18 protein-coding genes and 1 pseudogene are annotated in these 25,299 nt (G+C 74.5%); 9 read left to right on the top strand and 10 right to left on the bottom strand.

Translation table 11 applies throughout. From position 1 onward, the window contains the following. Positions 1 to 176: 176 nt before the first annotated feature. The 7 genes from ACFC1R_RS24485 to ACFC1R_RS24455 all read left to right on the top strand — a co-directional run bounded on the left by ACFC1R_RS24485 (position 177) and on the right by ACFC1R_RS24455 (position 9,287). On the top strand, positions 177 to 1,211 hold the full coding sequence (locus tag ACFC1R_RS24485; protein WP_375941999.1) for an ABC transporter substrate-binding protein: 1,035 nt from the start codon (positions 177 to 179) through the stop codon (positions 1,209 to 1,211). A gap of 90 nt (positions 1,212 to 1,301) precedes the next feature. Next, a complete protein-coding gene (locus tag ACFC1R_RS24480) occupies positions 1,302 to 2,498 on the top strand; it encodes an acetyl-CoA carboxylase biotin carboxylase subunit family protein (RefSeq protein WP_375941950.1) in 1,197 nt (398 codons plus the stop codon). Then, positions 2,495 to 4,153 carry an IucA/IucC family protein gene (locus tag ACFC1R_RS24475; protein WP_375941948.1) on the top strand — a complete coding sequence of 553 codons (1,659 nt, stop codon included), beginning with the start codon at positions 2,495 to 2,497 and terminating at the stop codon, positions 4,151 to 4,153. Before ACFC1R_RS24480 ends, ACFC1R_RS24475 begins: the two co-directional genes overlap by 4 nt. Positions 4,154 to 4,158: 5 nt before the next feature. Further along, positions 4,159 to 5,355 carry an MFS transporter gene (locus tag ACFC1R_RS24470; RefSeq protein ID WP_375941997.1) on the top strand — a complete coding sequence of 399 codons (1,197 nt, stop codon included), beginning with the start codon at positions 4,159 to 4,161 and terminating at the stop codon, positions 5,353 to 5,355. Beyond that, positions 5,355 to 7,103 carry an IucA/IucC family protein gene (locus tag ACFC1R_RS24465; RefSeq protein WP_375941946.1) on the top strand — a complete coding sequence of 583 codons (1,749 nt, stop codon included), beginning with the start codon at positions 5,355 to 5,357 and terminating at the stop codon, positions 7,101 to 7,103. Before ACFC1R_RS24470 ends, ACFC1R_RS24465 begins: the two co-directional genes overlap by 1 nt. Further along, positions 7,100 to 8,278: a type III PLP-dependent enzyme gene (locus tag ACFC1R_RS24460; protein WP_375941944.1), complete on the top strand. Its 1,179-nt coding sequence runs from the start codon at positions 7,100 to 7,102 to the stop codon at positions 8,276 to 8,278. Before ACFC1R_RS24465 ends, ACFC1R_RS24460 begins: the two co-directional genes overlap by 4 nt. A 211-nt stretch (positions 8,279 to 8,489) precedes the next feature. Next, complete coding sequence (locus ACFC1R_RS24455; protein WP_375941995.1) at positions 8,490 to 9,287, top strand: inositol monophosphatase family protein; 798 nt, start codon at positions 8,490 to 8,492, stop codon at positions 9,285 to 9,287. Positions 9,288 to 9,386: 99 nt separating this feature from the next. Here the strand turns inward: ACFC1R_RS24455 and ACFC1R_RS24450 are convergent, their stop codons facing one another. Together ACFC1R_RS24450 and ACFC1R_RS24445 are read right to left on the bottom strand one after the other, a co-directional pair. Beyond that, a complete protein-coding gene (locus tag ACFC1R_RS24450; RefSeq protein ID WP_375941942.1) occupies positions 9,387 to 10,976 on the bottom strand; it encodes a pyridoxal phosphate-dependent decarboxylase family protein in 1,590 nt (529 codons plus the stop codon). Positions 10,977 to 10,990: 14 nt separating this feature from the next. Beyond that, positions 10,991 to 12,394, bottom strand: coding sequence for a diaminobutyrate--2-oxoglutarate transaminase family protein (locus tag ACFC1R_RS24445; protein WP_375941993.1), 1,404 nt, complete (start codon positions 12,392 to 12,394; stop codon positions 10,991 to 10,993). Between the two features lie 190 nt (positions 12,395 to 12,584). On the opposite strand from ACFC1R_RS24445, the pseudogene ACFC1R_RS24440 reads away from it, so the two are divergent. Continuing rightward, a pseudogene (locus tag ACFC1R_RS24440) lies at positions 12,585 to 13,249 on the top strand (class I SAM-dependent methyltransferase). Between the two features lie 303 nt (positions 13,250 to 13,552). Here ACFC1R_RS24440 and ACFC1R_RS24435 read toward each other — a convergent pair. Together ACFC1R_RS24435 and ACFC1R_RS24430 are read right to left on the bottom strand one after the other, a co-directional pair. Then, positions 13,553 to 14,260: a response regulator gene (locus ACFC1R_RS24435; protein ID WP_375941940.1), complete on the bottom strand. Its 708-nt coding sequence runs from the start codon at positions 14,258 to 14,260 to the stop codon at positions 13,553 to 13,555. Further along, positions 14,257 to 15,960, bottom strand: a complete 1,704-nt coding sequence (locus tag ACFC1R_RS24430) for an ATP-binding protein (RefSeq protein WP_375941938.1) — start codon at positions 15,958 to 15,960, stop codon at positions 14,257 to 14,259. The genes ACFC1R_RS24435 and ACFC1R_RS24430 overlap by 4 nt, the downstream gene beginning before the upstream one ends. Positions 15,961 to 16,104: 144 nt before the next feature. On the opposite strand from ACFC1R_RS24430, the gene ACFC1R_RS24425 reads away from it, so the two are divergent. Then, positions 16,105 to 17,487, top strand: a complete 1,383-nt coding sequence (locus ACFC1R_RS24425) for a cation:dicarboxylate symporter family transporter (RefSeq protein WP_375941936.1) — start codon at positions 16,105 to 16,107, stop codon at positions 17,485 to 17,487. 254 nt (positions 17,488 to 17,741) lie between these two features. Here ACFC1R_RS24425 and ACFC1R_RS24420 read toward each other — a convergent pair whose 3' ends face one another. From ACFC1R_RS24420 to ACFC1R_RS24395, 6 genes are all read right to left on the bottom strand, one after another. Beyond that, the gene (locus ACFC1R_RS24420; protein WP_375941934.1) at positions 17,742 to 18,980 is read right to left on the bottom strand and encodes a hypothetical protein; all 1,239 of its coding nucleotides are present in this window, start codon (positions 18,978 to 18,980) and stop codon (positions 17,742 to 17,744) included. Positions 18,981 to 19,239: 259 nt separating this feature from the next. Continuing rightward, positions 19,240 to 20,565, bottom strand: a complete 1,326-nt coding sequence (locus ACFC1R_RS24415) for an ABC transporter substrate-binding protein (RefSeq protein ID WP_375941932.1) — start codon at positions 20,563 to 20,565, stop codon at positions 19,240 to 19,242. Between the two features lie 179 nt (positions 20,566 to 20,744). Then, positions 20,745 to 21,350, bottom strand: coding sequence for an ATP/GTP-binding protein (locus ACFC1R_RS24410; protein ID WP_375941930.1), 606 nt, complete (start codon positions 21,348 to 21,350; stop codon positions 20,745 to 20,747). Beyond that, positions 21,331 to 21,759, bottom strand: coding sequence for a DUF742 domain-containing protein (locus tag ACFC1R_RS24405; RefSeq protein ID WP_375941928.1), 429 nt, complete (start codon positions 21,757 to 21,759; stop codon positions 21,331 to 21,333). Before ACFC1R_RS24405 ends, ACFC1R_RS24410 begins: the two co-directional genes overlap by 20 nt. 5 nt (positions 21,760 to 21,764) lie before the next feature. Then, on the bottom strand, positions 21,765 to 22,175 hold the full coding sequence (locus ACFC1R_RS24400) for a roadblock/LC7 domain-containing protein (RefSeq protein WP_375941926.1): 411 nt from the start codon (positions 22,173 to 22,175) through the stop codon (positions 21,765 to 21,767). Further along, complete coding sequence (locus tag ACFC1R_RS24395; RefSeq protein ID WP_375941924.1) at positions 22,172 to 25,243, bottom strand: nitrate- and nitrite sensing domain-containing protein; 3,072 nt, start codon at positions 25,241 to 25,243, stop codon at positions 22,172 to 22,174. The genes ACFC1R_RS24400 and ACFC1R_RS24395 overlap by 4 nt, the downstream gene beginning before the upstream one ends. Positions 25,244 to 25,299: the final 56 nt, after the last annotated feature.

Here is a 25,299-nt window from a genome sequence, read left to right as displayed (position 1 = left end):
ATCCGGCCCGGTCCAGCTGCGACGCCGGTTCCTCCGCCCTGCCCGAAACCGCCCGGAACCCCCTCGGGAACACCCGGAACACCCCGCAAGACGCCCGGCCTCCGGGATCGCCCGCACACACCTCGCAGTACCCCGTGAACACCCTGAACACCCAGAACACCCCGCAAGGACTGATCATGACCCAGCGCCCCACCGCCGCCGCCTCCGCGACCCGCCTGCGCCGCCTGCCCGCCGCCGTCCTCGCCATGGCTCTCTCCACCACCCTGCTCGCGGCCTGCGGCAGCAACGGCTCCGAGGACACCAAGTCCGCCTCCGCGGGCTCCTCCCAGGCCGGCGGCGACTCGACCGCCGCCTTCCCGCGCGGCGTCAAGCACGCCATGGGCACCGCCCAGATCAAGAGCCGGCCGAAGCGGGTCGTGGTCCTGGACAGCGGCGAGCTCGACGACGTCACCCTGCTCGGCATCACCCCGGTCGGCGCGGTCGCCCCGCACCTGAAGACCGAGGGCGGCTTCCCGGCCTACCTCAAGGGCAAGGTCGACGGCACCAAGGACGTCGGTCCGATGGGCGAGCCCAACCTCGAACTGATCGCCTCGCTCAAGCCGGACGTGATCCTGACCTCCAAGGTCCGCCACGAGAAGGTCTACGACAAGCTCAACGCCATCGCCCCGACCGTGATGGCCGAGACCACCGGCCAGCCGTGGAAGGAGAACCTGGCCCTCTACGCCCAGGCCCTGGGCCAGGAGGCCGAGGCCAAGAAGGCGCTGGCCGACTACCAGGCCCGCGCCGCCAAGCTGGGCGAGGAGCTCAAGGCCAAGTACGACGGCACCATGCCGACCGCCTCGGTGGTCCGCTTCGTGGCCGGACCGACCCGGCTCTACCAGAAGGCCTCCTTCAGCGGCGTGGTGCTGAACGACATCGGCCTGCGCCGTCCGGCCTCCCAGGACGTCGACAAGGCGATGCTGGACGTCAGCCCCGAGCAGCTCAACCAGGCCGACGCCGACCTGGTCTTCGTCACCACCTCGGACGACCCGAGCAAGACGAAGGAGAGCGAGATGCAGCAGACCAGCGTCTGGCAGGGGCTGACCGCGGTGAAGAACGACAAGGTCTTCACCGTCCCGGACGAGACCTGGATGTCGGGCATCGGCGTCCAGGCCGCCGACGCGATGCTGGCCGACATCGCCAAGGCCGCCGGCGTGGACGCGCCGAAGTAGCACCGACCGAAGCAGGGCCCTCCGCGCGGGGGCGGGATCCACCGGACCGCCCCCACGCCTCCGTCCCACCACACCCGAGGACTCATCCCCATGCGGTTGTATCTGCTCGCGCTGAACCCCACCGACTCGGTCACCGAGGGCTTCCTGCCCGCCGCCGTCCGGCTCGGCCTCGACGTCACCGTGCTCACCGACAACGCGGAGTCCCACCGGCGCGCCTACGCCGGCTCGAAGTCCGCACCCGAGGTGGTGCAGTGCGAGGTGCAGGACTTCCGCGAGGTGATCGGCACCATCTCCCAACTCCGAGCGCCCGACGCGGTGTTCAGCAACAGCGACCACCTGCAGACCCAGACCGCCCTGGTCGCCGAGTACTTCGACCTGCCGGGCAAGGACTGGAAGGCCGCACTGCGCGCCAAGAACAAGGGCGAGCTGCGCCGCCACCTCGCCGCCAGCGGGCTGGACACCGTCCGGTCGGCAGAGCTGGCGCCCGGCGCGAGTCCGGACGGGCTCGACACGCCGTTCCCCTGCGTGGTCAAGCCGCGCGAGGGGGTCGCCAGCGAGGACGTCGTCCTCGTCCATGACGCCGCCGAACTCGCGCTGCGCTGCGAGGAGATCCAGCACCGCAGGCCCGGTTCCGTGCTGGTGGTGGAGGAGTTCCTGGTCGGCGAGCTGTGCACGCTGGAGACCCTCGGGGACCAACACACCCGGCACGTCCTCGGCGGCTTCCGCACCAGGCTCTCCCCGCCGCCGGACTTCATCGAGGAGATGCTCGTCTACGTCCCCGAGCATCCGCAGCCGGTGACCGAGCAGGTCCTCGCACAGCTGGACGCCGTCGGCGTGGGCCTCGGCGCCTGCCACACCGAGTTCATCCTGCAGCCGGACGGCCGGGTCCGCCTGATCGAGGTCAACTACCGTGCCATCGGCGACGGTTGCGATCTGATGCTGGCGCACACCCTGCAGATCCCGTACTTCGAGCTGATCCTGCGGGCGCACCTCGGACAGGAGCTGCCCGCCGACCTCGGCCTCCGGACCGACCTGCGAGCCCGCAACGAGGCGGTCTGCGCGGACCGGGCCGGCACCCTCACCGCCGCCCCCGGGCCGTTCGACCTGGACGCCGACGGGGTGCGGCTGTCCTACCGCCCCTCGCGGGCCGTCGGCGAGCGGCACGAGCACTACCGCACCAACCGGGACTTCCTCGGCGTGGTCTGGGCCGTGGGGCCGGACCAGGAGACCGTGGACACGGCCGTCGCCCGGTTCATCGCCGACCACACCTGGGAGATCAAGCCGTGAGCGAGCAGCAGCAGTTGACCCTGCGGGTGCTGAGCTCCCTGCTGCGCGAGGACGTCCTCGGGCTGCGCAGCGGCGGCCTGGTCGAGTCGCGTCCCGACGGACCGTGGCTGACCGACGGCGCCCTCGCACTGCCGGTGGCCGAGGAGGGCTTCCAGAGCGAGTACGCCGTCCGGCTGCCGCTGCTGGAGGTCTACGGCAGTACGCTGACCGAACTCGACGAGATCCTGGCCGAACTGCGCAGCTTCGCCGATCCGCAGGACCGGGACGGCTACCTGGCCTTCGCCGAGGAGTGCCGCCAGACCCTGGACACCATGCGGCTGCACGGCCGTGTCCAGCCGGCCGTGCTGGCCGCCCTCGCCGACCGCTTCGGGGCCGACCCCGCGCACTGGGAGGGCCTCACGGCCGCCCTGGGCTTCGACGCCCTGGCCGCCTACCTCGACCACCCGGTCTACCCGACCGCGCGCGGCCGCTCCGGCCTGGACGAGCAGCAACTGCGCTCGTACGCACCGGAGTTCGCCCCATCCTTCGAACTGCGCTGGCTCGCCGTTCCGGAGCGCGAACTGAGCGTGGCGGGCCGCGGCCCGCTGCCCGCCTGGTGGCCCACCCCGGCCGACCTCGGCCTGAGCGGCGACTACCTGACCATCCCGGTGCACCCGCTGACCGCCGACGCCGACCTCGAGAAACTGCTGCCCGGCGCCGTGCTGGCCGAGCGGCCGTACCTGCGGGTGACGCCGACGCTGTCGATGCGCACCGTCGCCGTGGTCCAGGACCCCGCCTGCCACCTCAAACTTCCGCTCGCCACCGCCACCCTGGGCCTGCGCAACCGGCGCACCATCAAGCCGGGCGTACTGGAGGACGGCGCGGCCGGGCAGCGCCTGCTGGAGGCGGTGATCGAGCGCGAGCCGCGCTTCGCCGGCCGCATCCTGCACGCCGACGAACAGTGCTTCGCACGGGCCGACCACGAGCTGCTGGCCGTGCTGCTGCGCCGCTACCCGGCCGATCTGGCGGAGTCCGTGACCGTCCCGCTGGCCGCCCTGCTGGCCACCGCGCCCGGCGGCCGGCTGGTGGTCGACCACCTCGCCGACCGGTTCTACGGCGGCTCACTCCGGCGGCTGTACCGGGAGTTCCTGGAGCTGCTGCTCGACTGGCAGACCACGCTCTTCGGGTACGGCATCGCCCTGGAGTCCCACCAGCAGAACACCTCGCTGGTGCTGGACGAGAACGGGCTGCGACTGCTCTACAAGGACAACGACGGGCCCCGGATCAACCCCGCCCGACTGGGTGGACTCATCGACTTCGCAGCGGAGTTCGACGACCCCAGGACCTTCGGCGAGGACGACCGCCCGCTCACCGACCTGTTCACCACCATCACCGGCCACCTCTGCACCGCCTCGCTGGCCTTCGGCCTGGCCGCGCACGGCCGGGTGCCGCTGAAGGAGACCCTGGACCTGCTGCGCACCGAGCTCGACAGCGCGATCCGGCGGATCGGCCCGGCCGGGCAGTCGCTGCGGGCCGCGCTGCTGGACGCCGACCGGCTGCCGGTCAAGGCGATGGTCACGGCCGGGAGCCTGTTGAGCAAGGAGCGCTCGGGCGCCCGGGACATCAACAAGCACTACACCGACGGACCCAACTACCTGCGGTCCGTGGCCCGGTGACCACCATCGAGGCGCCCGGACAGCTCGTCGGGAGCCCGGCCGTCGCGCGCGGACTGAGCCGCCGTCAGGTGCACGCCGTCGCGGCCTGCTACTTCGTCGCCTCCTTCGCCGCACTGGGCCTGCCGCCGTACCTCACCGCGATCCTGCCCGCCCTCGGCGACCACGAGGGCCACTGGGCCGGTGTGCTCTACATCGTGCCCACCGTCTTCAGCGCGATCGGGGCGCCGCTCTGGGGCAGGCTGGCCGACCGGTTCGGCCGCAAGCGGCTGCTGCTGCGCGCCCAACTCGGGCTCACCGTCTCCTTCCTGCTCGCCGGGGCCGCGAACAGCCTGCCCGCCTTCACCGTGGCGCTGGTCCTGCAGGGCTTCCTCGGCGGCACCTTCGCCGCCACCAACGGCTACCTCGCGGCCGCCCTGGAGGGCTCGCAGCTCTCCAGGGCGCTCACCCTGATGCAGGGCAGCGCCCGCGCAGCCCTGGTCGCCGCACCGATCCTGGTCGGCGCGCTCTCCCCGTGGCTCTCACCGCACCGGCAGTACCTGGTGATGGCGGTGCTGCCGCTCGCCGCGGCCGGACTGCTGGCCCTGCTGCCGGAGCCGACCCGGCCCGAGCCGGTGGCGAGTGCGAAGACCCGAGGCGCGGGCGTCGGCGCGCAGGCCCCCGGCCCCCTCCGGCTGCTCTACACCGTCGAGTTCGCCTTCGTCTTCTCCACCATCATCTCCTTCCCCTATCTGATCACCCTGGTCGAGCAGCGCCTCCCCGGTGTCAACGGCACCGTGGCCGGCGTGCTCTTCGCCCTGCCGCACCTGTGCTACCTGCTGTTCTCCGGACGGGTCCACACCGCCTTCCTGGACCGGCCGAGGACCGGCGTCGCACTCGGGTTCTGCTTCGTCGCGCTCGGCCTCGCCGCGCACGGCGTCGCCCACTCGCTGACCGCCTTCGTGCTGGCCCGCGTGGTGCTCGGCGCCGGGCTCACCCTCGGCCTGGTCAGCCTCTCCGTGCTCGCCGCCGAAGCCGCCCGGGGGCGGGCCCCCGGCCGGATGTTCGGCACCCTCGAATTCGTCTCCAAGGGCGGCGCCGTCGCGGCCGGCGCGGTCGCGGCGGTGGCCAACAGCGCCTACGGCGCGGCTGCCCCGATCGTCACCGGCACCGTCGCCGCGATCGCCGCAGCCGCCCTCACCCTCCTCTTCCGTCGGAGCAACTGATGCCCTCTCGCCTGCACGCCGTCCAGCCCGTCGGCACACCGCCGAGCGAACTGCCCACCGCAGCGGACGCGGTGACCCACACCCTGCTCAACTGCCTGCTCCGCGAGGTCTCCGCACCCGAGCACCAGACCGCGATCGCCGACGGCCACCTGCGGCTGCGGCTGCCCCGCCGGGGCGTGGTGCTGCGGATCGCGCTGCGCCGCACCTCGCTGATCGGCGCACACCGCTTCACCGGCCCCGCCTTCGAGGAGAGCGCCGACGGCTGGCGCGAGCTGGACTGGCGCGAGCTGGCCGAACACGTCCAGGCCGAGCTGACCCTGCGCAGCGGCCTCGGTAACGACGAGTTCCTGGAACAGCTCGCCTCCAGCCACGACGGGGTCGTCTCCTCGCTCGCCGGCCGCCGGGCGACCGGCACCGGCCACGGAGCGGCCGGCACCGACCGCTACCTGGAATCGGAACAGGCACTACTGCTCGGCCACCGCTTCCACCCCGCACCGAAGGCCCGCTCGGCCGGACCCGACGTCTGGGACGCCTACGCACCCGAGGCCCGCGCCGCCTTCCGGCTGCGCCATCTCGCGGTCCGCAGCCACCTGATCGCCCAGGACACCGCCGACCCGGCCGCGCTCGCCCTGCTGGATTCGCTCGCCACCGTCCCGGACGGCTACACCCTGCTGCCCGCCCACCCCTGGCAGTACGAGCTGCTGCGCGACAACCCGCTGCTCCAGGAGGCCCTCGGGCGCGGTGACGTCCTGGACCTCGGCCTCGGCGGCGAGCCCTTCACCGCCACCGCCTCGGTCCGGACCCTGCACGGGGCCGGCGCGTTCCTCAAGTTCAGCCTGAACGTGCGGATCACCAACTGCCTGCGCAAGAACGCCGCCTACGAGCTCACCGGCGCCGTCGCGCTGACCCGGGTGCTGGCCGAGCCGCTCGCCGAACTGGCCGACCGCTTCCCCGACTCGGCGATGCTGCGCGAGCCCGCCTTCCGCACCCTCGCGCTGCCCGGCGCGGACGGCACCCCGGACCTCGCGCTCTTCGAGGGCTTCGGACTGATCGTCCGTGAGGGCCTGGAGAACGTGCTGCGCCCCGGGGTCACCCCGCTGCTCGCCGCCGCCGTCGCCGACGAGTACCCGACCAGCTCCGCGCACATCTCGGCGCTGCTGGACGGGGCCGGTCCGCCGGAGGCACTCGCGTGGTGGGGCGCCTACCTGCGGCTGGTCGTGCCGCCGGTACTCGCCGCGTACTTCGACCACGGCGTGGTGCTGGAGCCGCACCTGCAGAACGTGCTGCTCGGCGTGGACGCCGGGGGCCGCCCGGCCCAGGTGCTCTTCCGCGACCTGGAGGGCACCAAGCTGCTGCCCGAGCGCAACGCCGAACTGCTGGCGGCCCTGCCGCCGGAGGTCGCGGGGCCGATGAGCTACGACGCCCAGCGCGGCTGGGACCGGGTGGTGTACTGCCTGCTGGTCAACCACCTCTCCGAGATGCTGGCCGCCGTTGCCGACCAGCATCCGCCGCTGGAGGCCGAGTTGTGGCAGGAGGTCCGCCGCGTCCTGGCCGAGCACGGCGAACGGCACGGCTGCCCGCCCAGGCTGGCCGCCCTGCTGGCCGGTGTCCCGCTGCCCGCCAAGGCCAACCTGCTCACCCGCTGGGAGCGCCGCGCCGACCGCGCCGCCGGCTACGTCCCACTGCCCTCGCCGCTGGCCGAGGACCTGCTGGCCCAGGCCGCCCGCAGCTGGGACGGTGCCCGATGAGCGACCTCGCACTCCAGCGCCTGGCCGACCTGACGGAAAGTCATCTCCCCTGCTACCTCTACGACCTGGGCGCCCTGCGGGAGCACGCGGCGGCCGTGCGGGCCGCACTGCCCGACCGGGTCGAGCTGTACTACGCGGCCAAGGCCAACCCGGAGCCGCAACTGCTGGCCGCGCTGCGCGACGCGGTGGACGGCTACGAGGTCTCCTCCGGTGGCGAGCTGGCCCACGTGCGGCAGGCCGTACCGGACGGCCCGCTCGCCTTCGGCGGACCCGGCAAGACCCCGGCCGAGATCGCCGAGGCGCTGCGGACCGGCGTGCACCGCTGGCACGTGGAGAGCGAGCACGAGCTGCGGCAGCTCGCCGCCCGAGCGACCGGCCCGGTGGACATCCTGCTCCGGGCGAACCTGGCGGTCCACTCCGACGCACTGGACGGCGTCGCGCTGGCGATGGGCGGCCGTCCCACCTCCTTCGGCCTCGACCCCGACCGGATCGCCGACTGCCTGCGCCTGCTGGCCGAACCCGGCTTCGAGCTGCTGCGCCTGCGCGGCATCCACGCGCACCTGGCCAGTGGCCTGGACGCGGAGGACCAGCTGACCGTCGCCGAGCAGATCGTCGACTGGTCGGTGGACCTCGCCGCCCGGCACGGCCTGCCGGTCACCGAGGTCAACGTCGGCGGCGGGATGGCCGTGGACTACGCCGACCCCGCCGCCCGCTTCGACTGGACGGCCTTCGGCACCGGCCTCGCCGAGCTGCTGGCCCGCCACCCCGGGCTGACCCTGCGGATCGAGCCCGGCCGCGCGCTCACCGCGTACTGCGGCTGGTACGCGACCGAGGTGCTCGACGTGAAGCAGAGCCACGGCGAGGACTTCGCCGTCGTCCGGGGCGGCACCCACCACCTGCGCACCCCGGCCACCCGGGGCCACAGCCAGCCCTTCACCGTCCTGCCGGTCGCCGACTGGCCCCACCCCTGGCCGCGCCCCGCCGTCGGCACCGGCCGCGCCACCCTCTCCGGCCAGCTCTGCACCCCGAAGGACGTGCTGGCCCACCAGGCCCCCGTCGAGCGGCTGCGGGCCGGGGACCGCGTCCTGTTCGCCATGGCGGGCGCCTACGCCTGGAACATCTCGCACCACGAGTTCCTGATGCACCCGCGCCCCGACTTCCACTTCCTCGGATAGCCGCGCCGTCCCCGGGGCGGGCCGCGGGGCTGCCGGAATCGCCGCACTGCTGCCGGAGCACCTGCGCGGAGCACCCGCGGACCCGCGGGGGGCGCTGCGGCGGCCCTGCGGCGGTTCCGCGGCGGCAGCAGGCCGGTGCGGGGCCCGGCGCGCACCCCGATCGCACGGACGTGCGAGAGTGGTAGCAGCGGAAGGGAGTGCGCAGGTGCTGATGGAGAAGGTGGCGGAGATCCTCGCCGAGGTGTCGGCCGAGGTCGTCGAGCCCCGTTTCCGGGCACTGGCCGACGGCGAGGTCATGGAGAAGGCCCCCGGAGACCTGGTGACCGTAGCCGACCGGGAGGCCGAGGTGATCATCTCCCGGCGGCTGCGCGAGCTGCTCCCCGTCCCGGTGGTCGGCGAGGAGGCGGTGGCCGCCGACCCGTCGCTGGCCCGGGCCCTGGTCGACGAGCCGGCGGCCTGGCTGGTCGACCCGGTGGACGGCACCTCCAACTTCGTCGCGGGGCGTCCCGACTTCGCCGTGATGGCCTCGCTGGTCCGCGCCGGCCGGACCGTCGCCGCCTGGATCTGGCAGCCGATGTCCCGGACCGGCTACAGCGCCGAACTCGGCGCGGGCGCCTGGCGGGACGGGCACCGGCTGGTCCGTCGCCCCGCCGACGACGCCCCAGAGAAGTGGCGCGGCACGCTCAAGAGCCGCTACCTCGACCCGGCCGAGCACCACCGGATGCAGACCCGCGCCCGCGTCTTCGGCCAGGTCTCCGGGGGCCTGCGCTCGGCCGGGATGGAGTACCCGCTGATAGCCGAGGGCGAGCAGGAGTTCATCCTCTACTGGCGCACCCTGCCCTGGGACCACGCCCCCGGCTCACTGCTGATCACCGAGTCCGGCGGCGTCTCCGCCCGGCTGGGCGGCTCCCCCTACCGCCCCGACCCGCCCGGCGGCGAGGACGGCCTGCTGGTCGCGGCCGACCCCACGGTCTGGGAGCACACCCGCGAGATCCTGCTCGGCCGCTGACCCGGGCGGCCGGCCGCCCTGCCGGTCACCGGGGACCGGCGGACCGGCGGACCGGCGGATCACCAGATCACCGGCAGCCGCTCCGGCAGCCGCTAGACGTCAGATCGCTCTCTCCAGCTCCTTCCCGGTCCGGACCACCGTGTCGAGCAGCGCGGCGACTTCGGCCACCGAGGTGTTCGGGTTGAGCAGGGTCAGCTTCAGCCGCACCCGCCCCGGACCCGCGCCCGGCAGCTCGGTCCGGCCCACCACGGCCCGGCCCTCGCGGAGCAGCACCCGGCGCAGCTCGGCGTTGAAGCGGTCGGCGAACCGGTCGGCGAACCGGTCGCCCGCCGCGCGGGCGGGCGGACCCGGCGGAACGGGGCACGTCGGCAGGTAGCGGAACACCACGGTGCTCAGGATCGGCTCGCAGTGCAGGTCCAGGGCCGGTTCGGCGCGGACCGCCGCCGCGGCGGAGCAGGCCAGTTCGTGACAGGTGTCGACAAGTCGACCCAGGCCGCGACGGCCGAAGGTCCGCAGCGTGACGGCGACCTTGAAGGCGTCGGCCCGGCGGGTGGTGCGCAGCGAGCGCCCCAGCAGGCTCGGGTAGCCGGCCTGCTCGTCGTCGGCGGGGTTGAGGTAGACGGCGCGCCGGGCGAGCGAGGCGTAGGTCTGTGCCCGGCGGACCAGGAAGACTCCGGCGGCAGCGGGCTGCCAGCCCAGTTTATGCCAGTCGAGCGCGACCGAGTCGGCGCGGGCGATGCCGTCGAGCAGCGGGGCGAGGCGGTCGGAGAGCAGTGCGCCGCCGCCGTACGCCGCGTCCGCGTGCAGCCAGGCGCCGTACTCGGCGGCCAGGTCGGCGATCTCGTGCAGCGGGTCGATCCCGCCGGTGTCGGTGGTCCCGGCGGTGGCGACCACGGCGATCGGCGTCGCCCCGTCCGCCACCGCCGCGGCCAGGGCTCCGGCGAGGCGGTCGGGGTCCATCCGAAGTTCGCGGTCGACCGGGACGGTGACCACCGCGCGCTCGCCGAGGCCGAGCAGGGCGGCCGAGCGCTGGACGGAGAAGTGCGCCGCCTCGGAGGCGAAGATCCTGGGACGTGCGCTCGCGGGCAGACCGTCCAGTTCCACACTGCGACCGCTGCCGAGGACCCGGTCGCGCGCCAGCATCAGGCCCATCAGATTGGACTCGGTCCCCCCGGAGGTGAGGACACCGGCGGCCGACTCCGGCCGGTAGCCGACCAGTTCGGCGAGCTCGCCGATCAGGGCCGTCTCCAGGGCGGTGGCGGCGGGCGCCTGGTCCCAGGAGTCCAGCGAGGGGTTGAGGGCGGAGACGGCGAGGTCGGCGGCGACCGCGACGGCCAGCGGCGGGCCGTGCAGGTGCGCGGCGCAGGACGGGTCGGCGGGGTCGGCGCTGCCGTACGCGAGCAGTTCGGTCAGGCGCAGCAGCGCGTCCTCGTCGGCCTTCTCGCCCGACTCGGTGCCGTCCCACACGTATCCGAAGACGCCTTCGAACTGCCGGGCGAGCGCCTCCGGTTCACCGGCCGGGATCGGGCCGCCCCGGCGCTCGGCCCCCGCTTCCATGGCGGTCAGCGCCAGTTCGACCAACTCGCGCAGGGCCGCCGGGCCGTGCACCCCACCGGACAGCGGAACCCGGCCGCCGGAGGACTCCGTGCCGCCGTCCCGTCCGCTTCCGCCCGACTCCCCGCCGCTCACGCACTCCCCGCCGCTCACGCCCGGTCCGCAGGGTCCTCGACTGCGGCGGACTCGGCCGAGGCGGACTCGATCGCGTCGGCGAGCCGGTCGAGGACCGCCTCGGCCTGCTCGTCGGTGATGGTCAGCGGCGGCAGCAGGCGCAGCACCGCGTCGTGGCGTCCGCCGAGTTCCACGATCAGGCCCCGCTGGAGGCAGGCGGCACGGACGCGGACGGCCAGCTGCGGATCGGCCCGGTGCGCGCCGCAGGCGTCCGGTTCGCCGCTCGGGTCGACCAGCTCGACGCCGAGCATCAGCCCGCGCCCCCGGACGTCCCCGATCACGGGCAGGCGCCCCTTGAGCCCCTGCAGCCGGTCCGCGATCCGGGCGCCCACCAGTGCGGCCCGTTCGGCCAGTCCGTTGGCGGCCACGAAGCGCAGGGTGGCGGCGCCGGCGGCCATCGCGAGCGTGTTGCCCCGGAAGGTGCCGGTGTGCGCGCCGGGGCGCCAGCCGTCGTACTCCTCGCGGTAGACGACGACCGCGAGCGGCAGGCTGCCGCCGATCGCCTTGGAGAGCACGATGGCGTCCGGGACGATGCCGCTGTGCTCGACCGCCCACATCGCGCCGGTCCGGCCCACCCCGGTCTGCACCTCGTCCACGATCAGCGGGATGCCGCGCTCGGCGGTGATCCGCCGCATCTCGCGCAGCCAGCCGTCGGGGGCGGGCACCACGCCGCCCTCGCCCTGCACCGCCTCCAGGATCATCGCGGCGGGCGGCAGCACACCCCCCGCCGGGTCGTCGAGCAGCCGCTCGACGTAGGTCGCACCGAGCCGCGCACCCTGCCGGCCGAGCCCGAACGGGCAGCGGTAGGCGTACGGGTACGGCAGCCTGGTGACCTCTCCCCCGCTGGGCAGCGGGGACTTGACGCCGACGCTGCCGGTGACCGCCAGTGCGCCGGCCGTCATGCCGTGGTACGCCCCGGTGAAGGCGAGCGCACCTCGCCGCCCGGTGGCGGTCTGCATCAGCTTGAGCGCGGCCTCGACCGCGTCCGTCCCGGCGGGGCCGCAGAAGTGCACCCGGCCCTGCTCGGCGAACTCCCGCGGCAGGCTACCGAACAGGGTGGTGGTGAAGTCGTCCTTCTCCGCGGTGGCGAGGTCGAGCAGGTGCAGCGGGGCGCCGCTGTCCAGGGTGCGGCGGATCGCCTCCAGCACCACCGGATGGTTGTGACCGAGCGCCAGCGTGCCCGCGCCGGAGAGGCAGTCGAGGTAGCGCCGCCCGTCCGCGCCCTCCACCGTCATGCCGTTGGCGCGCACCGGCACGATGGGGAACGAGCGCGCGTACGTGCGGGCGGCCGACTCGCGGATGCGCTGGCGGCGCAGGATCCCGTCGCCGGCCCCGGGCCCAGGGGTGTGGGCGGTCGACCCGGCGGTGTGGGCGGTCAGCGTCAAGGGGACTCCCGAGTGAAGTTAGGTTAGCCTAACTTTACTCTCCCGGCCTGCCCGGTCCGCCCATCACCCCGGACTCCACCCGACCGGGTGACGCACCCTCACCTCCCCCAACGACCGGACACCGCCCGAGGTCACGTACGCTGCCGCCGGGAGACCCCGGAGCCCGGAGCACGAGGAGCCGCAGATGACGTACCGAGCCGAGCAGCCGAACCGCTCGCGGACCGGCGAGGCGGAGCGGGACGAACGCGCCGGGCGGGCCGAGCGGGACGAACGCGCCGAGCGCGAGCAGGCCCGCGAGTTCTTCGCCGTCCGCGCCGCCGACTGGGACAGCCGCTTCCCCGACGACGGTCCGCGCTACGCCGAAGCCGTCGCCACGCTCGGGCTCGGGTCAGGCGACTTCGTGCTCGACGCGGGCTGCGGCACCGGCCGGGCGCTGCCCCATCTGCGGGCCGCCGTGGGCGCGGAGGGCACCGTCCTCGGGCTGGACCTGACCCCCGAGATGCTCCGCGAGGCCCTCGCCCACCGCGCCGTGGCCGAACTGGTCAACGGCGACGTCTGCCATCTCCCGCTGCGCGACGGCACGTTGGACGCCGTCTTCGGCGCCGGTCTGATCTCGCACCTGCCCGACCCGCCGGCCGATCTGCGCGAACTCGCCCGCGTCACCCGCCCCGGCGGCGTGCTCGCGCTCTTCCACCCGATCGGCCGCGCCGCCCTCGCCGCCCGCCACGGCCGGGCGCTCACCCCCGACGACCTCCGGGCCGAACCCAACCTCCGCCCCCTGCTGGGCGCCGCACCCACTACACCGACACCGACGACCGCTACCTCGCGCTCGCGACCCGCGTGTCCTGAGGGAACGTTCGGGCCGGCCCCAGCCCGGGAGAAGGCCCGCTGCGGCCCCGGGCCCGGCGGCAGCCTGGCGCCGTCGCACCATCCGCACCGGGGCCGCGATCACCGCGACCAGAACCATGCGGCTCCCGCACCCGCCGAGGTCGGCCGGGGCGGCCGTCCGCGCAGGCGAGGACCGCATCCCGCCGGCACTCGGCCAGGCCGACGGCGATCGTCTCGTACGCGGCGCGCCACCGGCCGTTGTCCACGACGCTCCGACACCGGCTGCCGGGCCCGGTCCGTCCGCACCGGACCGCCCGCGACCGGTCAGGGTGCGGAGCGCTGCGGGTTGATCCGGTAGCAGAGTTCGGGGCGGCCGACCTGTCCGTACTGGGGTTCGCGGACGACCAGGCCGATGTCGACCAGGTGTTCCAGGTAGCGGCGGGCGGTGATCCGGGAGACTCCGGCGGCGGCCCCCGCCGCTGCGGAGGACAGGCCCGCCTCGGCGTTGCGGAGCACCGCCGCGACCGCCTCCAGGGTCGGCGCGCTCAGTCCCTTGGGCAGGGCGCTGCGCTCGGGGGTGGCCCGGAGCGCGGCGAAGGCCTGGTCCACCTCGTCCTGGCCGGTGGCCTCGCCGGTACGCGCGAGGGTGTCGCGGTAGCGGGCGTAGCGCTCCAGCCGGTCGTGCAGCGCGGCGCTGCTGAAGGGCTTCAGCAGGTACTGGACGACTCCGGCCGAGACCGCCTGCCGGACCATCGCCAGGTCGCGCGCCGAGGTGACGGCGATGATGTCGCTGCCGTGCCCGGCGGCGCGCAGCGTGCGGCAGAGCTGGAGGCCGTGCCCGTCGGGCAGGTAGAGGTCCAGCAGGACCAGGTCGACCGGGGTGCCGGCGGCACGGGCACGGTCCAGCCGGCGCAGCGCGTCCGCACAGGTGTGGACGGTGGCGGCCACCCGGAAGCCGGGCGTGCGCTGCACGTACAGGGCGTGGGCGGCGGCGGCCACCGGGTCGTCCTCGACCACCAGCACGTCGATCATCGGACTCTCTCCAACTCGCTCTCCGACCCGCTCTCCGACCCGCTGCCGTCGCGACCCGGTGACGGTGCCCCGGTGTCCGGCCGGCGCAGCGGCAGCCGGACGGTGAGCACCGCGCCGCGCTCGCGCCCGACTTCGACGGTGCCGCCGTTGCGCCGGGCGGTCTGGGCGACCAGTGCCAGGCCGAGGCCCCGCCCGCCGCTCTTGGTGCTCCAGCCCCGGCGGAACACCTCGGTGGCGGCCTGCGGGTCGATACCGGGGCCGGTGTCGGAGATGCGGAGGAGGAGTTCACCGCCGTCCACCCGCGCGGTGACGGTGACCTCGGGCGGGCCGACGGCCTCGGCGGCGCCTTCGATCGCCGCGTCCACCGCGTTGTCGATCAGGTTGCCGAGGACGGTGACCAGGTCGCGCGGGCTGAGCGTGGCCGGCAGGACCCCGTCGTCGATCCGGCTGTCGTCGGTCAGGGTGAGCTCGACACCGCGTTCCGCCGCCTGTGCGGCCTTGCCCAACAGCAGTGCCGCCAGCACCGGTTCGCCGACTGCGGCCACCACCCGGTCGGTGAGCTGCTGGGCGAGGGCGAGTTCGGCGGTGGCGAACTCCACCGCCTCGCGGTGGCGGCCGAGTTCGATCAGCGAGACGACCGCGTGCAGCCGGTTGGACGCCTCGTGCGCCTGCGCGCTGAGCGCGTCGGCGAAGCCCCGGACGGAGTCCAACTCGCCACTCAGGGACTGGAGTTCGGTGTGGTCCCGGAGCGTCACCACGGTGCCGAGACCGGGGCCGACGGCCGAGGTGTTGAGGACGACCACCCGCTCCGCCGTGAGGTGGACCTCGTCCCGGACCGGCGCGGGGCCGAGCAGCGCCAGGGTGAGGGACTCGGGCAGTCCCAGGTCGGACACCGCCAGCCCCTCCAACTCCCCCGACAGTCCGAGCAGTTCGTGGGCCGCGTCGTTGCAGAGCACCACCCGCTGGGCGCCGTCCAGCAGGACCAGCCCCTCGCGCACCGAGTGCAGGGTCGCCTGGTGGTACTCGTAGAGGTGGCTCAGTTCGGCGGCACCCATGCCGTGCGTGTGGCGGCGCAGCCGGGCGTTGGCCAGATAGGTGCCGACACCGCCGACGGCGAGCGCGGCGAGTGCGACGCCGACCAGGGCGAGCAGCGGCCCGCGCAGCCGTTCGCTGATCGACTCGACCTTGATGCCCGCGCTGACCAGGGCGACCACCCGGTGCTGTCCGTCGAGTACGGGGGCCACGACACGGACCGAGGGCCCGAGGGTGCCGGTGTAGGTCTCGGTGACGGTACCGCCGGCCAGGGCCTGGTCGATGTGGCCGAGGAAGGGCCTGCCGATCTGCGCGGGGTCGCGGTGGGCCCAGCGGATGCCGTGGGTGTCCATGACCGTCACGAAGTCCACGCCGGTGTCGCTCTGGACCTGCGCCGCGTACGGCTGGAGCAGGCGCGAGGGGTCGGGACCGGCGGCGGCCTCGCGCACGGTCGGCGAGTCGGCGACCGCCCACGCGGCGGCGGTGACCTGGTGGCGCGCGGAGTCCTCGGCCCGCCCGGCGGTGAGCAGGTACGCGAGGACCGCGCCGCCCGCGACGACCGCCGCCACGATCACGATCTGCACCGCGAACAGCTGCCCGGCCAGACTGCGCAGGCGGCGGCGCGGCGAGGGGTACGGACGCGGGTGCGTGCCAGAGGGCGGATGCATGCCGCCAGTGTGCACCGCCCGCACGGCGGACCGGACGCGCGTGAACTCTATGAACGCAAACGTGACGGCCGTCACGCCCGGCACCCATAGTCGGTACGGCCCACCACCCGGGCCGCCAGGGACGACAGGGCAGAGGAGCCATCGATGGCGACCACAGGAGCAGGACCGAAGAGACCCGCCGACCGCACCCACCGGCTCTATCTGGCCGTGATCGTCGCGGTGGTCGCGGGCGTCGTGGTCGGACTGGCCGCGCCGGGCGTGGCGGTGGAGCTGAAGCCGATCGGGACGGGCTTCGTCAATCTGATCAAGATGATGATCAGCCCGGTGATCTTCTGCACCATCGTGCTGGGCATCGGTTCGGTCTCCAAGGCCGCCAAGGTCGGCCGGGTCGGCGGACTCGCCCTCGGCTACTTCCTGGTGATGTCGACCGTCGCCCTCGCCATCGGCCTGCTGGTCGGCAACCTGCTGGACCCCGGTTCCGGTCTGCACCTCACCCAGGCGCTCGCCAAGACCGGTCACGCCCAGGTCGCCGGCGGCTCGCAGGGCACGGCGGACTTCCTGCTCGGCATCATTCCCACCACCGCCTTCTCCGCCCTCACCCAGGGCCAGGTGCTGCAGACCCTGCTGGTCGCCCTGCTCGCGGGCTTCGCGCTCCAGGCGATGGGGCCGGCCGGCGCACCCGTGCTGCGCGGGATCGAGCACCTCCAGCGCCTGGTCTTCCGGATCATGTCGATGATCATGTGGGTGGCGCCGATCGGGGCCTTCGGCGCGATGGCGGCAGTGGTCGGGGCGACCGGGACGGCCGCGCTCAAGAGCCTCGCGGTCATCATGATCGGGTTCTACCTGACCTGCGTGCTCTTCGTGGTGGTGGTGCTCGGGCTGATGCTGCGCCTGCTCGCCGGGGTGAACATCCTCGCCCTGCTGCGCTACCTCGGCCGGGAGTTCCTGCTCATCCTCTCGACCTCCTCCTCGGAGAGCGCGCTGCCCAGGCTGATCGCCAAGATGGAGCACCTGGGCGTCAGCCGCCCGGTGGTCGGCATCACCGTGCCGACCGGCTACTCCTTCAACCTCGACGGCACCGCGATCTACCTGACCATGGCCTCGATCTTCATCTCCGAGGCGATGGACAAGCCGATGTCGATCGCCCAGCAGCTCTCCCTGCTGGTCTTCATGGTGATCGCCAGCAAGGGCGCCGCCGGGGTCACCGGCGCGGGCCTGGCCACCCTGGCGGGCGGCCTCCAGTCCCACCGGCCGGAACTGGTCGACGGCGTCGGCCTGATCGTGGGCATCGACCGCTTCATGTCCGAGGCCCGCGCCCTGACCAACTTCGCGGGCAACGCGGTGGCCACGGTCCTGATCGGGCACTGGACCAAGGAACTCGACCACGACCGTCTCGGCGAGGTCCTGGCCGGCCGGCTGCCCTTCGACGAGACCACCCTGGTCGACAGCGGCACCCACGGCGAGACCGTCCCCGCCCAGCCGGACGCCCCCGCCGGCGCCCGGGGAGCCGAACAGCCCGTCGCCTGACCCGCACCCCCGTGCACCCCGGCCCGGGACCGCCGACCCCGGCACGGTCCCGGGCCGGGGCCGCTTCCGCCGCACGCCCCCACCGGCTCCGGGCCCCGACCACGCCTGAGCCGCCCTGGCCGGAGGCGGCCCAGGGGCGGCCGCAGGCGGCCGGGTTTCAGGCCCGGCCCGGAGGCCTTGACCCGTGACCTGGATCGGGTCGGAATCGGGGCCGGGCCAGGACCGGCCGGTCCCCGTCGGACCCGGCCCGGCGGTCAGCCCTGCGAGGGCAGTTCCGGTGCGGGAAGGTCGAGTTCGGCGCCGCTGACCGCCCAGGCGAGGCCGGTCGCGGGGTCCTCGACGGCCAGGTGGACGTACCAGACCTCGTCCGTCGGCTCGCACCAGGTGAAGCAGCGCAGGCGCGCGATCAGCCCGTTGACCTCGGGCACCGAGAGCCGGGACTCGCCGGTCATCGCGGCCAGCACCCGCCAGAGCGCGAGCCGCCCGTCCGCCGCACCCAGGGCCGGACCGCCGCTGGCGGCCTGGACCAGCGCCGGGTACGCGACGACGAACGGGATGTGCCCCCCGGTCACCGCCCGCCGGGGCCCCCGGCCTCCGTCGGCGCCGGGACGGTCGGCCGCCCCCTCGCGCGCGGACCGTCCAGCCGCGACCCGGTCCATGGCGGTCCGGTCCCTGGCGGCCCGGTCCAGGGCGACTTGATCCCTGGCGACCCGATCCAGGGCAGCCCGGTCCGGCGCGAGCCGGCCGGACACCCGGCGCCCGGTGTCCCACAGCCCGGGGCCGAGCCGCTCCCACCCGGGCAGGTCCACGGCACGGCCGGGCGGCCGGCCACCCGGCGCCAGCTGCGCCGCCGCGTCGACCGCCGATCCGCGCACGCACGCCACGTCCAGCCAGGACGCGAGCCCGCCGAGCAGCCGGGTGGCCGCCAGTCCGACCGCCTGCCGGCCCGGCGACGGCAGGGCGACCGGCCCGAGCCCCTCACAGGTGGCGGGCAGGGCCACCAGCGCCCGGCGCGCGCCGCCCGTGGGCAGGTACTCGCGGACCCGACACCGCTCGTCCCAGCCGGGCACCTCCCACGACTCCAACATCAGCGGCACCCCGTCCGGGTCGGGCTCCGCCCCGTGGGAGAGGTCCTCGCCGAGCAACACCCTGGTGTGCGCGACCAACCGCCGCACCGCAGGCGGCCCGAGCAGCGGGGCCAGCCGGCGCCAGGAGTGACGCGTGGCCAGCACCTCCCACAGCGGTCCGGCATCGTGGTCCCCCGTCCCGGCGGCGGTACCGGGCCCGCCGTCCTGGTCGAAGAGCCGCGCCGCGAGCTCCGGCGGCGCACCGTACGCGACGAGGTGCCCCAGCGGCGCGGCCTCGACCGCCGCACCCGCCTCACCGCACCGGGCCGCCACCTCGGCCCGAGTGCGCCGGTACAGGCCGAGCAGCTCCGGCCAACGGCCCTGGTCGGCCAGGGTGCGCAGTCTGCGCTCCTCGAACGTGATCACGTTTTTCAGCGTACGTCCGGCAGCCCGGCATGACCTGACACATCGTCAGTCCGGTGCGTCGCGCGGACCCCGGGGCCGTGGTCCCGCAGGCCGTGGCGGGCCGTGATCGGCGCGACCCCACCGACCGACCGGCCGACCCACCGGACACGAGGATCGGGGCCCCGGCCCGGCACCCGACGCCTGCCGTGTCCGGGCGGCGCGCAGTCGTCCGAGCCGCAGTCGTCCGGGTTGCGGTCGCCGGCCCCCTCGGCCGGTCCTCCTACTGCGGCGGCTTGCCGCCGGTCAGGACCCAGCGGACGTCGGAGAAGCCACGCTGCTGCTCCGTCAGGCGGCCGTCCTTGACCTGCTGGAAGGTGACCCAGGTGTTGACCAGGCGGGGCGACTCGGCACTCGGCAGCATGTCGGTCATCCCCCAGTTGAGCGCCGGGGTGGCGCCCCCGGTGTCGAGGGAGTCACCGCTGTCCAGCTGGGCGCGCAGGGTCCTGGCGGTGAGCGGTCGGCCGGCCTCGCCGATGCGCTGGGCGGCCTGGAGGAACACCTGGTACGCCACCCAGGTGTTCTGCACGCCCAGGTCGGAGGTGTCGATGTGCTGGTCGCCCCCGGCCCGCACGGTGGCCCGCAGGTCGTCCCAGACCCTGGAGTTCTCCGGCGGGTACCAGCCGGTCGCGAGGCTCTCGTTGAGCGGACCGGCGGCGCCGCCGGTGGCGTCGATCACGGACTGCTGCACACCCCCGAGCAGTGAGGCCAGCAGGGTGTGCTTGGGGCCCAGCCGGCGGTAGGCGTCGATCAGGCCGAGCGTCTGGTCGGGGCCGAGCGCGTCGATCACGCAGGAGCCCGCCTTGTCGTCGCCGATCGCCCGCGTCGCGGAACCGCTCAGGTCGGTGGCCTTCTCCCCGACCTTGACGTCGGTCAGCTTGACCCCCGAGGGCTGGACCGCCCCGCCCAGGTAGCGGGTCAGGGTGTCCCCGGCCCTGGTGTCCGGGCGGATCAGCGCGACGTTGCGGCAGCCGGCCGCCGCCAGCTGGCGCCCGCTCCCGGCGACCAGGGTGGGCGTGCCGCCGGCCACGGGGTACGAGTACGGGCTGCTGAACTCGGCGCCGGAGAGCCCGAATCCGCCCAGGTACGGGATCCCGGCGGCCTCCAGCGTGGGCATGAAGGTGTCGGCGTACTGGCTGTAGGAGCCGATCACGGCCACCGCGTGGGCGTCCCCCGCCTTCCGGGCGCAGGCCGTGGCGCCGTCCGGGGTGTTCTGCTCGTCGCAGGTGAGCACCCGCAGCTGCCGGCCGCCGAGGCCGCCGGCGGCGTCGACGGACTTCCCGATCGCGGCGGCGACGGCGGTCACCCCGTGCCGGTCGGCCGAACCGCTGCCGGACGGCGCCCAGGTCATCACCGTGTAGTCACCGCCGTCACCGGCCCCGGCCGCCGCCGAACCGCCGCAGGCCGAGGTGGCCAGCAGCCCCGGGAGCACGGCCAGCGCGGCGGCCAGTGCCCCGGTCCGGCGGCGGGCGGAACCGGCCGGACGCCCCTCGCCGGACCGCCCCTCGCCCGGGAGCCGTCTCGCCGACGACCCGGATCGCCTCGTCATGGTTTCTGTCCTCCTGGTCTCCCGGCCGGGCGGAAGTCCACAGCCGGAGATCACCCAAGCCCGGGCCGCACAAGGCCCGGCGGACTCCACGCGAACAGCAGAAGGACGGAAGTCGAACACCACGTCGTGTGGCCAACTCTGAACAACCGTCCATATGAAGGCACGTCAGCTCATCGTCGTCACCCCACCTCCGCGAGCAGCCGGGCCGCGTGCACCCGTCCGGCGTGCTCGACCAGGTCGATCAGCACGCTCTTGCCCGAACTCCGGCGCCTGGCATCGCACATCACCACCGGGGTGTCCCCGTCCAGGTCGAGCGCGCGGGACACCTCCTCGGGCCGGAAGTCGCGGGTGCCCGCGAACCGGTTGACCGCGACCACGAACGGGATGCCCCGGTGCTCGAAGAAGTCCACCGCCGGGAAGCAGTCGGTCAGCCGGCGGGTGTCGGCCAGCACCACGGCACCGAGCGCGCCCTGCGCCAGCTCGTCCCAGAGGAACCAGAAGCGGTCCTGCCCCGGGGTGCCGAAGAGATAGACGGACAGGCCGTCCCTGATGGTGATCCGGCCGAAGTCCATCGCCACGGTGGTGGTGCGCTTCTGCTCCACCCCGCCGAGGTCGTCGACCCCCCGGCCCGCGGCGGTCAGCTGCTCCTCGGTGCGCAGCGGACGGATCTCGCTGACCGAGCCGACCAGCGTGGTCTTGCCCACCCCGAACCCGCCGGCCACCAGGATCTTGAGAGCGAGCACGGGCGTCTCCCGCAGCGCGGTGTCAGAGAGCGCGGAGTCCATTGATGACCTCCTGGAGGATGTGCTCGTCGGGGAGCAGGGCGGGCGGTACGGGACGGCTGACCCGGATGTACTCGGCGGCCAGCAGATCGCCCAGCAGGACCCGCACCACACCGAGCGGCAGGTCGATCTCGGCGGCGATCTCGGCGACGGACAGCGCGTTGTTCTGACAGAGGTCCAGGATCAGGCCCGCCTCGGGTCCGACCGGCAGCTCCATGGTGTCCGGGACGTCGCTGACCACCAGGGCGATCAGGTCGAACTCCCGTCCGGTCGGCCGGGTGCGGCCCTTGGTCATCGCGTACGGGCGGACCATCGGACCGGCCGCGTCGTCGTACCACTGGGTGGGGTGCTGGGGCGGTGTCGGGTAGCCGAACGACGACTCGGGCAGGTACCGGCGCGGTGGGTAGGCCATCGCGCTCACCCCCCGACCGCGCTGCGCGGCGGGGTGTAGAGGTGCTCGCCGACCCGGCGGACCAGCCGGGCCATCTCGTACGCGACCAGGCCGAGGTCGGCCTCGGCGGTGGAGAAGACGGCCAGGCAGCTGCCCTCGCCGGCCGCCGCGACGAAGAGGAATCCGTACTCCAACTCGACCATGGTCTGGCGTACTTCACCCGCGCCGAAGTGCCGCCCGGCACCCTTGGCCAGGCTGTGGAAACCGGAGGCGACGGCGGCCAGGTGCTCACCGTCCTCACGGCCCAGTCCGGTGGAGGTGCCCATGGCCAGACCGTCGGCGGAGAGGATCACGGCGAATCTGACCTGCGCGACCCGGGAGACCAGTTCGTCCAGCAGCCAGTTCAGCTCTCCGGCGTGGTGGGTGGTGCCGATCATCGAGGCCGTCCTTCCGCATTGCTGGGACCTGTGGGACCTGTGGGACTTGTAGGCCCTGTGGAGCCAGTAGGACTTGTGGTGGTGGTGAGACTCGTGGGGGTGGCGGCGCCGGGGTGGAGCGGGCTCCGGCCGCGTGCCCAGCCCTGCTGGAAGGCGGCCATCGCGGCGCGCGCCTCCTCCGGGTTGCGGCCCGGCTGGATCCGGCCGCCGATGCGGGCGGCCGGCTGCGGCCGGGGCGGGGCCTCACGCAGCTGCGGGGCCAGGCTGGCCTGGCGGACTCGGCGCGGGAGCTCGTCCTCCCCGCCGGGCTGGGCGGGCGAGAGCTGGGCGGGCGGGACCTGGGCAGGCGGGGTCCGGGCGGGCTGCACCTGGGCGGCGGGCGCCGGGCGGCCGGTGGGCTGGTTCCAGTCGGCCGGCCGCGCGCGGTCGGCCGTCGTCAAAGGCTGGGCCGCCGTCAAAGGCTGGTCCGCCGCCGGGGGTTCGGCCACCGCCGGGGGCTGGGCCGCCTGGGCCTGGTGGACGGTGAGCGGGCGGACGACGGTCGGCCGGACCGGCGGGTTGGGGCCGGAGGGCGCTGGGAACCGGGACGGCCGGACGGCGTCGGTGCCGAACGGGGTCGGTCGCAGCACTCCCGGGTGGTTCCCGGTCACACCGAACGGCTGCACCGGACCGGCCGGGGCGCTCGGCACCGCCACGGACGCCGCCGACGGTGACGCACCCGGCGTCACGCTCGACGGCGCACTCGGCCTCACGCTCGACGGCGCACCAGACGGTGGCGACGGCGGCGGTGCAGCCGCGAGCCCCGGCGCCCGAGGGCCGCTTTCCGCCACCGGCAGCTGCGCCCCGACCTGTGCTCGCCCCTGCACCTGCTCCTGCACTTGCCGATTCAACTGCGCTTGTTCCAGGGGGAGTTCACCCGGTTCGAGCGGACCGTCCGGCCGGTCCTCCTGCTCGGCCGGGTCCTCCAGCAGCGCCTTCGGCAGCAGCACCACCGCCGTGGTCCCCCCGTACGCCGAGGGCCGCAGCGCGACCTTGACCCCCTGCCGCTTCGCCAGCCGGCTGACCACGAAGAGCCCGAGGCGGTCGCTGTCGAAGAGGTCCACCTGTTCGGCGGCCTCGATCCGACGGTTGGCGTCGGCGAGCGCCTCGGGGCCCATGCCGAGGCCGCGGTCCTCGACCTCCAGCGCGTAGCCGTTGCCGACCTGCTCGCCCCGGATGTGCACCTTGGTGTGCGGGGGCGAGAACCCGGTGGCGTTCTCGACCAGTTCGGCGACCAGGTGGGTGAGGTCGGCGACGGCCGGTCCGGCGAGCGCCGCGGGCGGGAACCGGTGCACCTCGACCCTGGCGTACTCCTCGACCTCCGCGACGGCCGCGCGGACCACGTCCATCAGCGGTACGGGCCTGCGCCAGGCCCGGCCGGGGGCTGCGCCGGAGAGGATGATCAGGCCCTCCGCGTGCCGCCGCATCCGGGTGGTCAGGTGGTCGAGGCGGAACAGGTCCTCCAGTTCGGCCGGGTCCTCGGTGCGGCGCTCCATCGCGTCCAGCAGCGTCAGCTGCCGGTGCACCAGCACCTGGCTGCGCCGGGCGAGGTTGACGAAGACGCCGGAGACGCCGCTCAGCACCTCCGCCCGTTCGACCGCTGCCGTGACCGCCGCCCGCTGGACACTGCCGAGGGCGCCGTGCACCTGGCCGATCTCGTCCTCGCCGTGCGGGCGCAGCGGTGCCTCGGTCTCGATGTCGAGCTCCTCGCCGGCGCGCAGCCTCCGCATGGTGGCGGGGAGCGTGCGGGCGGCGAGTTCGAGGGCGGAGTTGCGCAGGCCGATCAGTTCGGCCACCAGGCCGCTGCCGATCTGCACCGAGATCAGCAGTGAGGCGATCACGGCGACCAGTCCGAGCAGCACGGCGGCGCCGGAGGGGGTGAACAGGCCCAGTGCGTACGGGTTGGCGCGCTCGGCGGCCGCGCCGCCCGCGCCGGTCTCGACGGCGAGCAGCGCACGGCTGACGTTGTCGGTGGCCAGGGCCCACTGGTCGGGACTCACCGCGGAGGCGGCGGCCCGGCCGTCGGCGGCGGCGCGGACGGCGTCCTCGTTGCGGATGAGGTCGCGGTAGTCGCCACCGGAGACGGGGGCGGTGCCGTCGGTGACGGCGGTGAGTGCGCTGCGGTCGGCCGGACGCAGGTCGCCACCGGCGCTCTGGGCGAACAGCCGGCGGGCGTATACGGCGTCGTCGAACTCGCGCAGCTGCGGGTCCGTCAGGGCGCCGACGATCTGGCCGTTCCGCAGCAGCGCGTCCTCGCGGGCGAGCAGTTCGCGGGAGCGGGCGAACTCCAGCAGGACCCGGGCGTCGGAGGCGACCTGGTGGTCCTGGAGCCCGGTGGTCGCGCCGGTGACGTCGAAGGCCCGGTCGATGGCGGCGGTGTAGGCGGAGTAGGTCTCGTCCCAGCCGGCCGAGTGGGCGAACACCCGGCTGCGCAGCGGGCCGAGCGCGGCGACGGCGGCGCCGAACGCGTCCACCCGGGTGGCCGTTTCGGCCCCGAGCCCCTGGGCGTCGGCGGGGTTGTAGTGGTCGCCGAGGTCGAGCGGGGCGACGGCCCGGTCGGTGGCCCCGGCCGCGTCGCGCAGCGCGCTCTCCCGGGCGGTGCCCCCGGGGGCGGCCAGCAGCTGTCCGGCGGCGGAGCGCTCGGCCTGCAGTGCGGTGACGGTGGCGTCGACCGGGTCGAGCAGGCCCCGGTGGACCTGTTGCAGCCGGAGCAGGTCCCAGACGTTCTGCGCGGTGGTGACGGTGGCGAAGGCCCAGAGGGCCATCACCGAGATGACCGGGACCATCAGCAGGGCGACGATCCTGGCGCGTACGGTGCGTGGGCGCAGCCGCAGCCCGGGCGCGGTTTCGGCGTCCGCCCCGCCCGGGTCCGGCGCGGGCGGCGGTACGGGTAAGGCCTCGCGGGCGGGCGGCCCGGCGTGGGCGCCCCGGCGCTGCCCGGCGCCGCCGGGACGGACGGGGCCGGGCGCGGTGCTGCCCGGGGTGGGGGCTGCCGGTGCGCTGCGGGAGCTGCCGCGGCGTACTCGCATGGGTGGGGGCCTTTCGGTGCTGGTACTCGGTGCTCGGAGGCGGTGGGGCGCCGAAG

The organism is Kitasatospora sp. NPDC056138, assembly GCF_042264695.1.
In the GTDB taxonomy this organism is placed as follows: Bacteria; Actinomycetota; Actinomycetes; order Streptomycetales; family Streptomycetaceae; genus Kitasatospora.
The sequence above is the reverse complement of the archived record's forward strand: the minus strand, read 5'-3'. Positions and strand labels throughout refer to the sequence as shown.

Bases quoted from the DNA above. Each gene is read 5' to 3' on its own strand.
- ACFC1R_RS24465 (WP_375941946.1), top strand. From the start codon at position 5,355: ATGCCCTCTCGCCTGCACGCCGTCCAGCCCGTCGGCACACCGCCGAGC.
- ACFC1R_RS24410 (WP_375941930.1), bottom strand. From the start codon at position 21,350: ATGGACTCCGCGCTCTCTGACACCGCGCTGCGGGAGACGCCCGTGCTC.
- ACFC1R_RS24435 (WP_375941940.1), bottom strand. From the start codon at position 14,260: ATGATCGACGTGCTGGTGGTCGAGGACGACCCGGTGGCCGCCGCCGCC.
- ACFC1R_RS24400 (WP_375941926.1), bottom strand. From the start codon at position 22,175: ATGATCGGCACCACCCACCACGCCGGAGAGCTGAACTGGCTGCTGGAC.
- ACFC1R_RS24415 (WP_375941932.1), bottom strand. From the start codon at position 20,565: ATGACGAGGCGATCCGGGTCGTCGGCGAGACGGCTCCCGGGCGAGGGG.
- ACFC1R_RS24485 (WP_375941999.1), top strand. From the start codon at position 177: ATGACCCAGCGCCCCACCGCCGCCGCCTCCGCGACCCGCCTGCGCCGC.
- ACFC1R_RS24425 (WP_375941936.1), top strand. From the start codon at position 16,105: ATGGCGACCACAGGAGCAGGACCGAAGAGACCCGCCGACCGCACCCAC.
- ACFC1R_RS24460 (WP_375941944.1), top strand. From the start codon at position 7,100: ATGAGCGACCTCGCACTCCAGCGCCTGGCCGACCTGACGGAAAGTCAT.
- ACFC1R_RS24480 (WP_375941950.1), top strand. From the start codon at position 1,302: ATGCGGTTGTATCTGCTCGCGCTGAACCCCACCGACTCGGTCACCGAG.
- ACFC1R_RS24455 (WP_375941995.1), top strand. From the start codon at position 8,490: ATGGAGAAGGTGGCGGAGATCCTCGCCGAGGTGTCGGCCGAGGTCGTC.
- ACFC1R_RS24430 (WP_375941938.1), bottom strand. From the start codon at position 15,960: ATGCATCCGCCCTCTGGCACGCACCCGCGTCCGTACCCCTCGCCGCGC.
- ACFC1R_RS24405 (WP_375941928.1), bottom strand. From the start codon at position 21,759: ATGGCCTACCCACCGCGCCGGTACCTGCCCGAGTCGTCGTTCGGCTAC.
- ACFC1R_RS24395 (WP_375941924.1), bottom strand. From the start codon at position 25,243: ATGCGAGTACGCCGCGGCAGCTCCCGCAGCGCACCGGCAGCCCCCACC.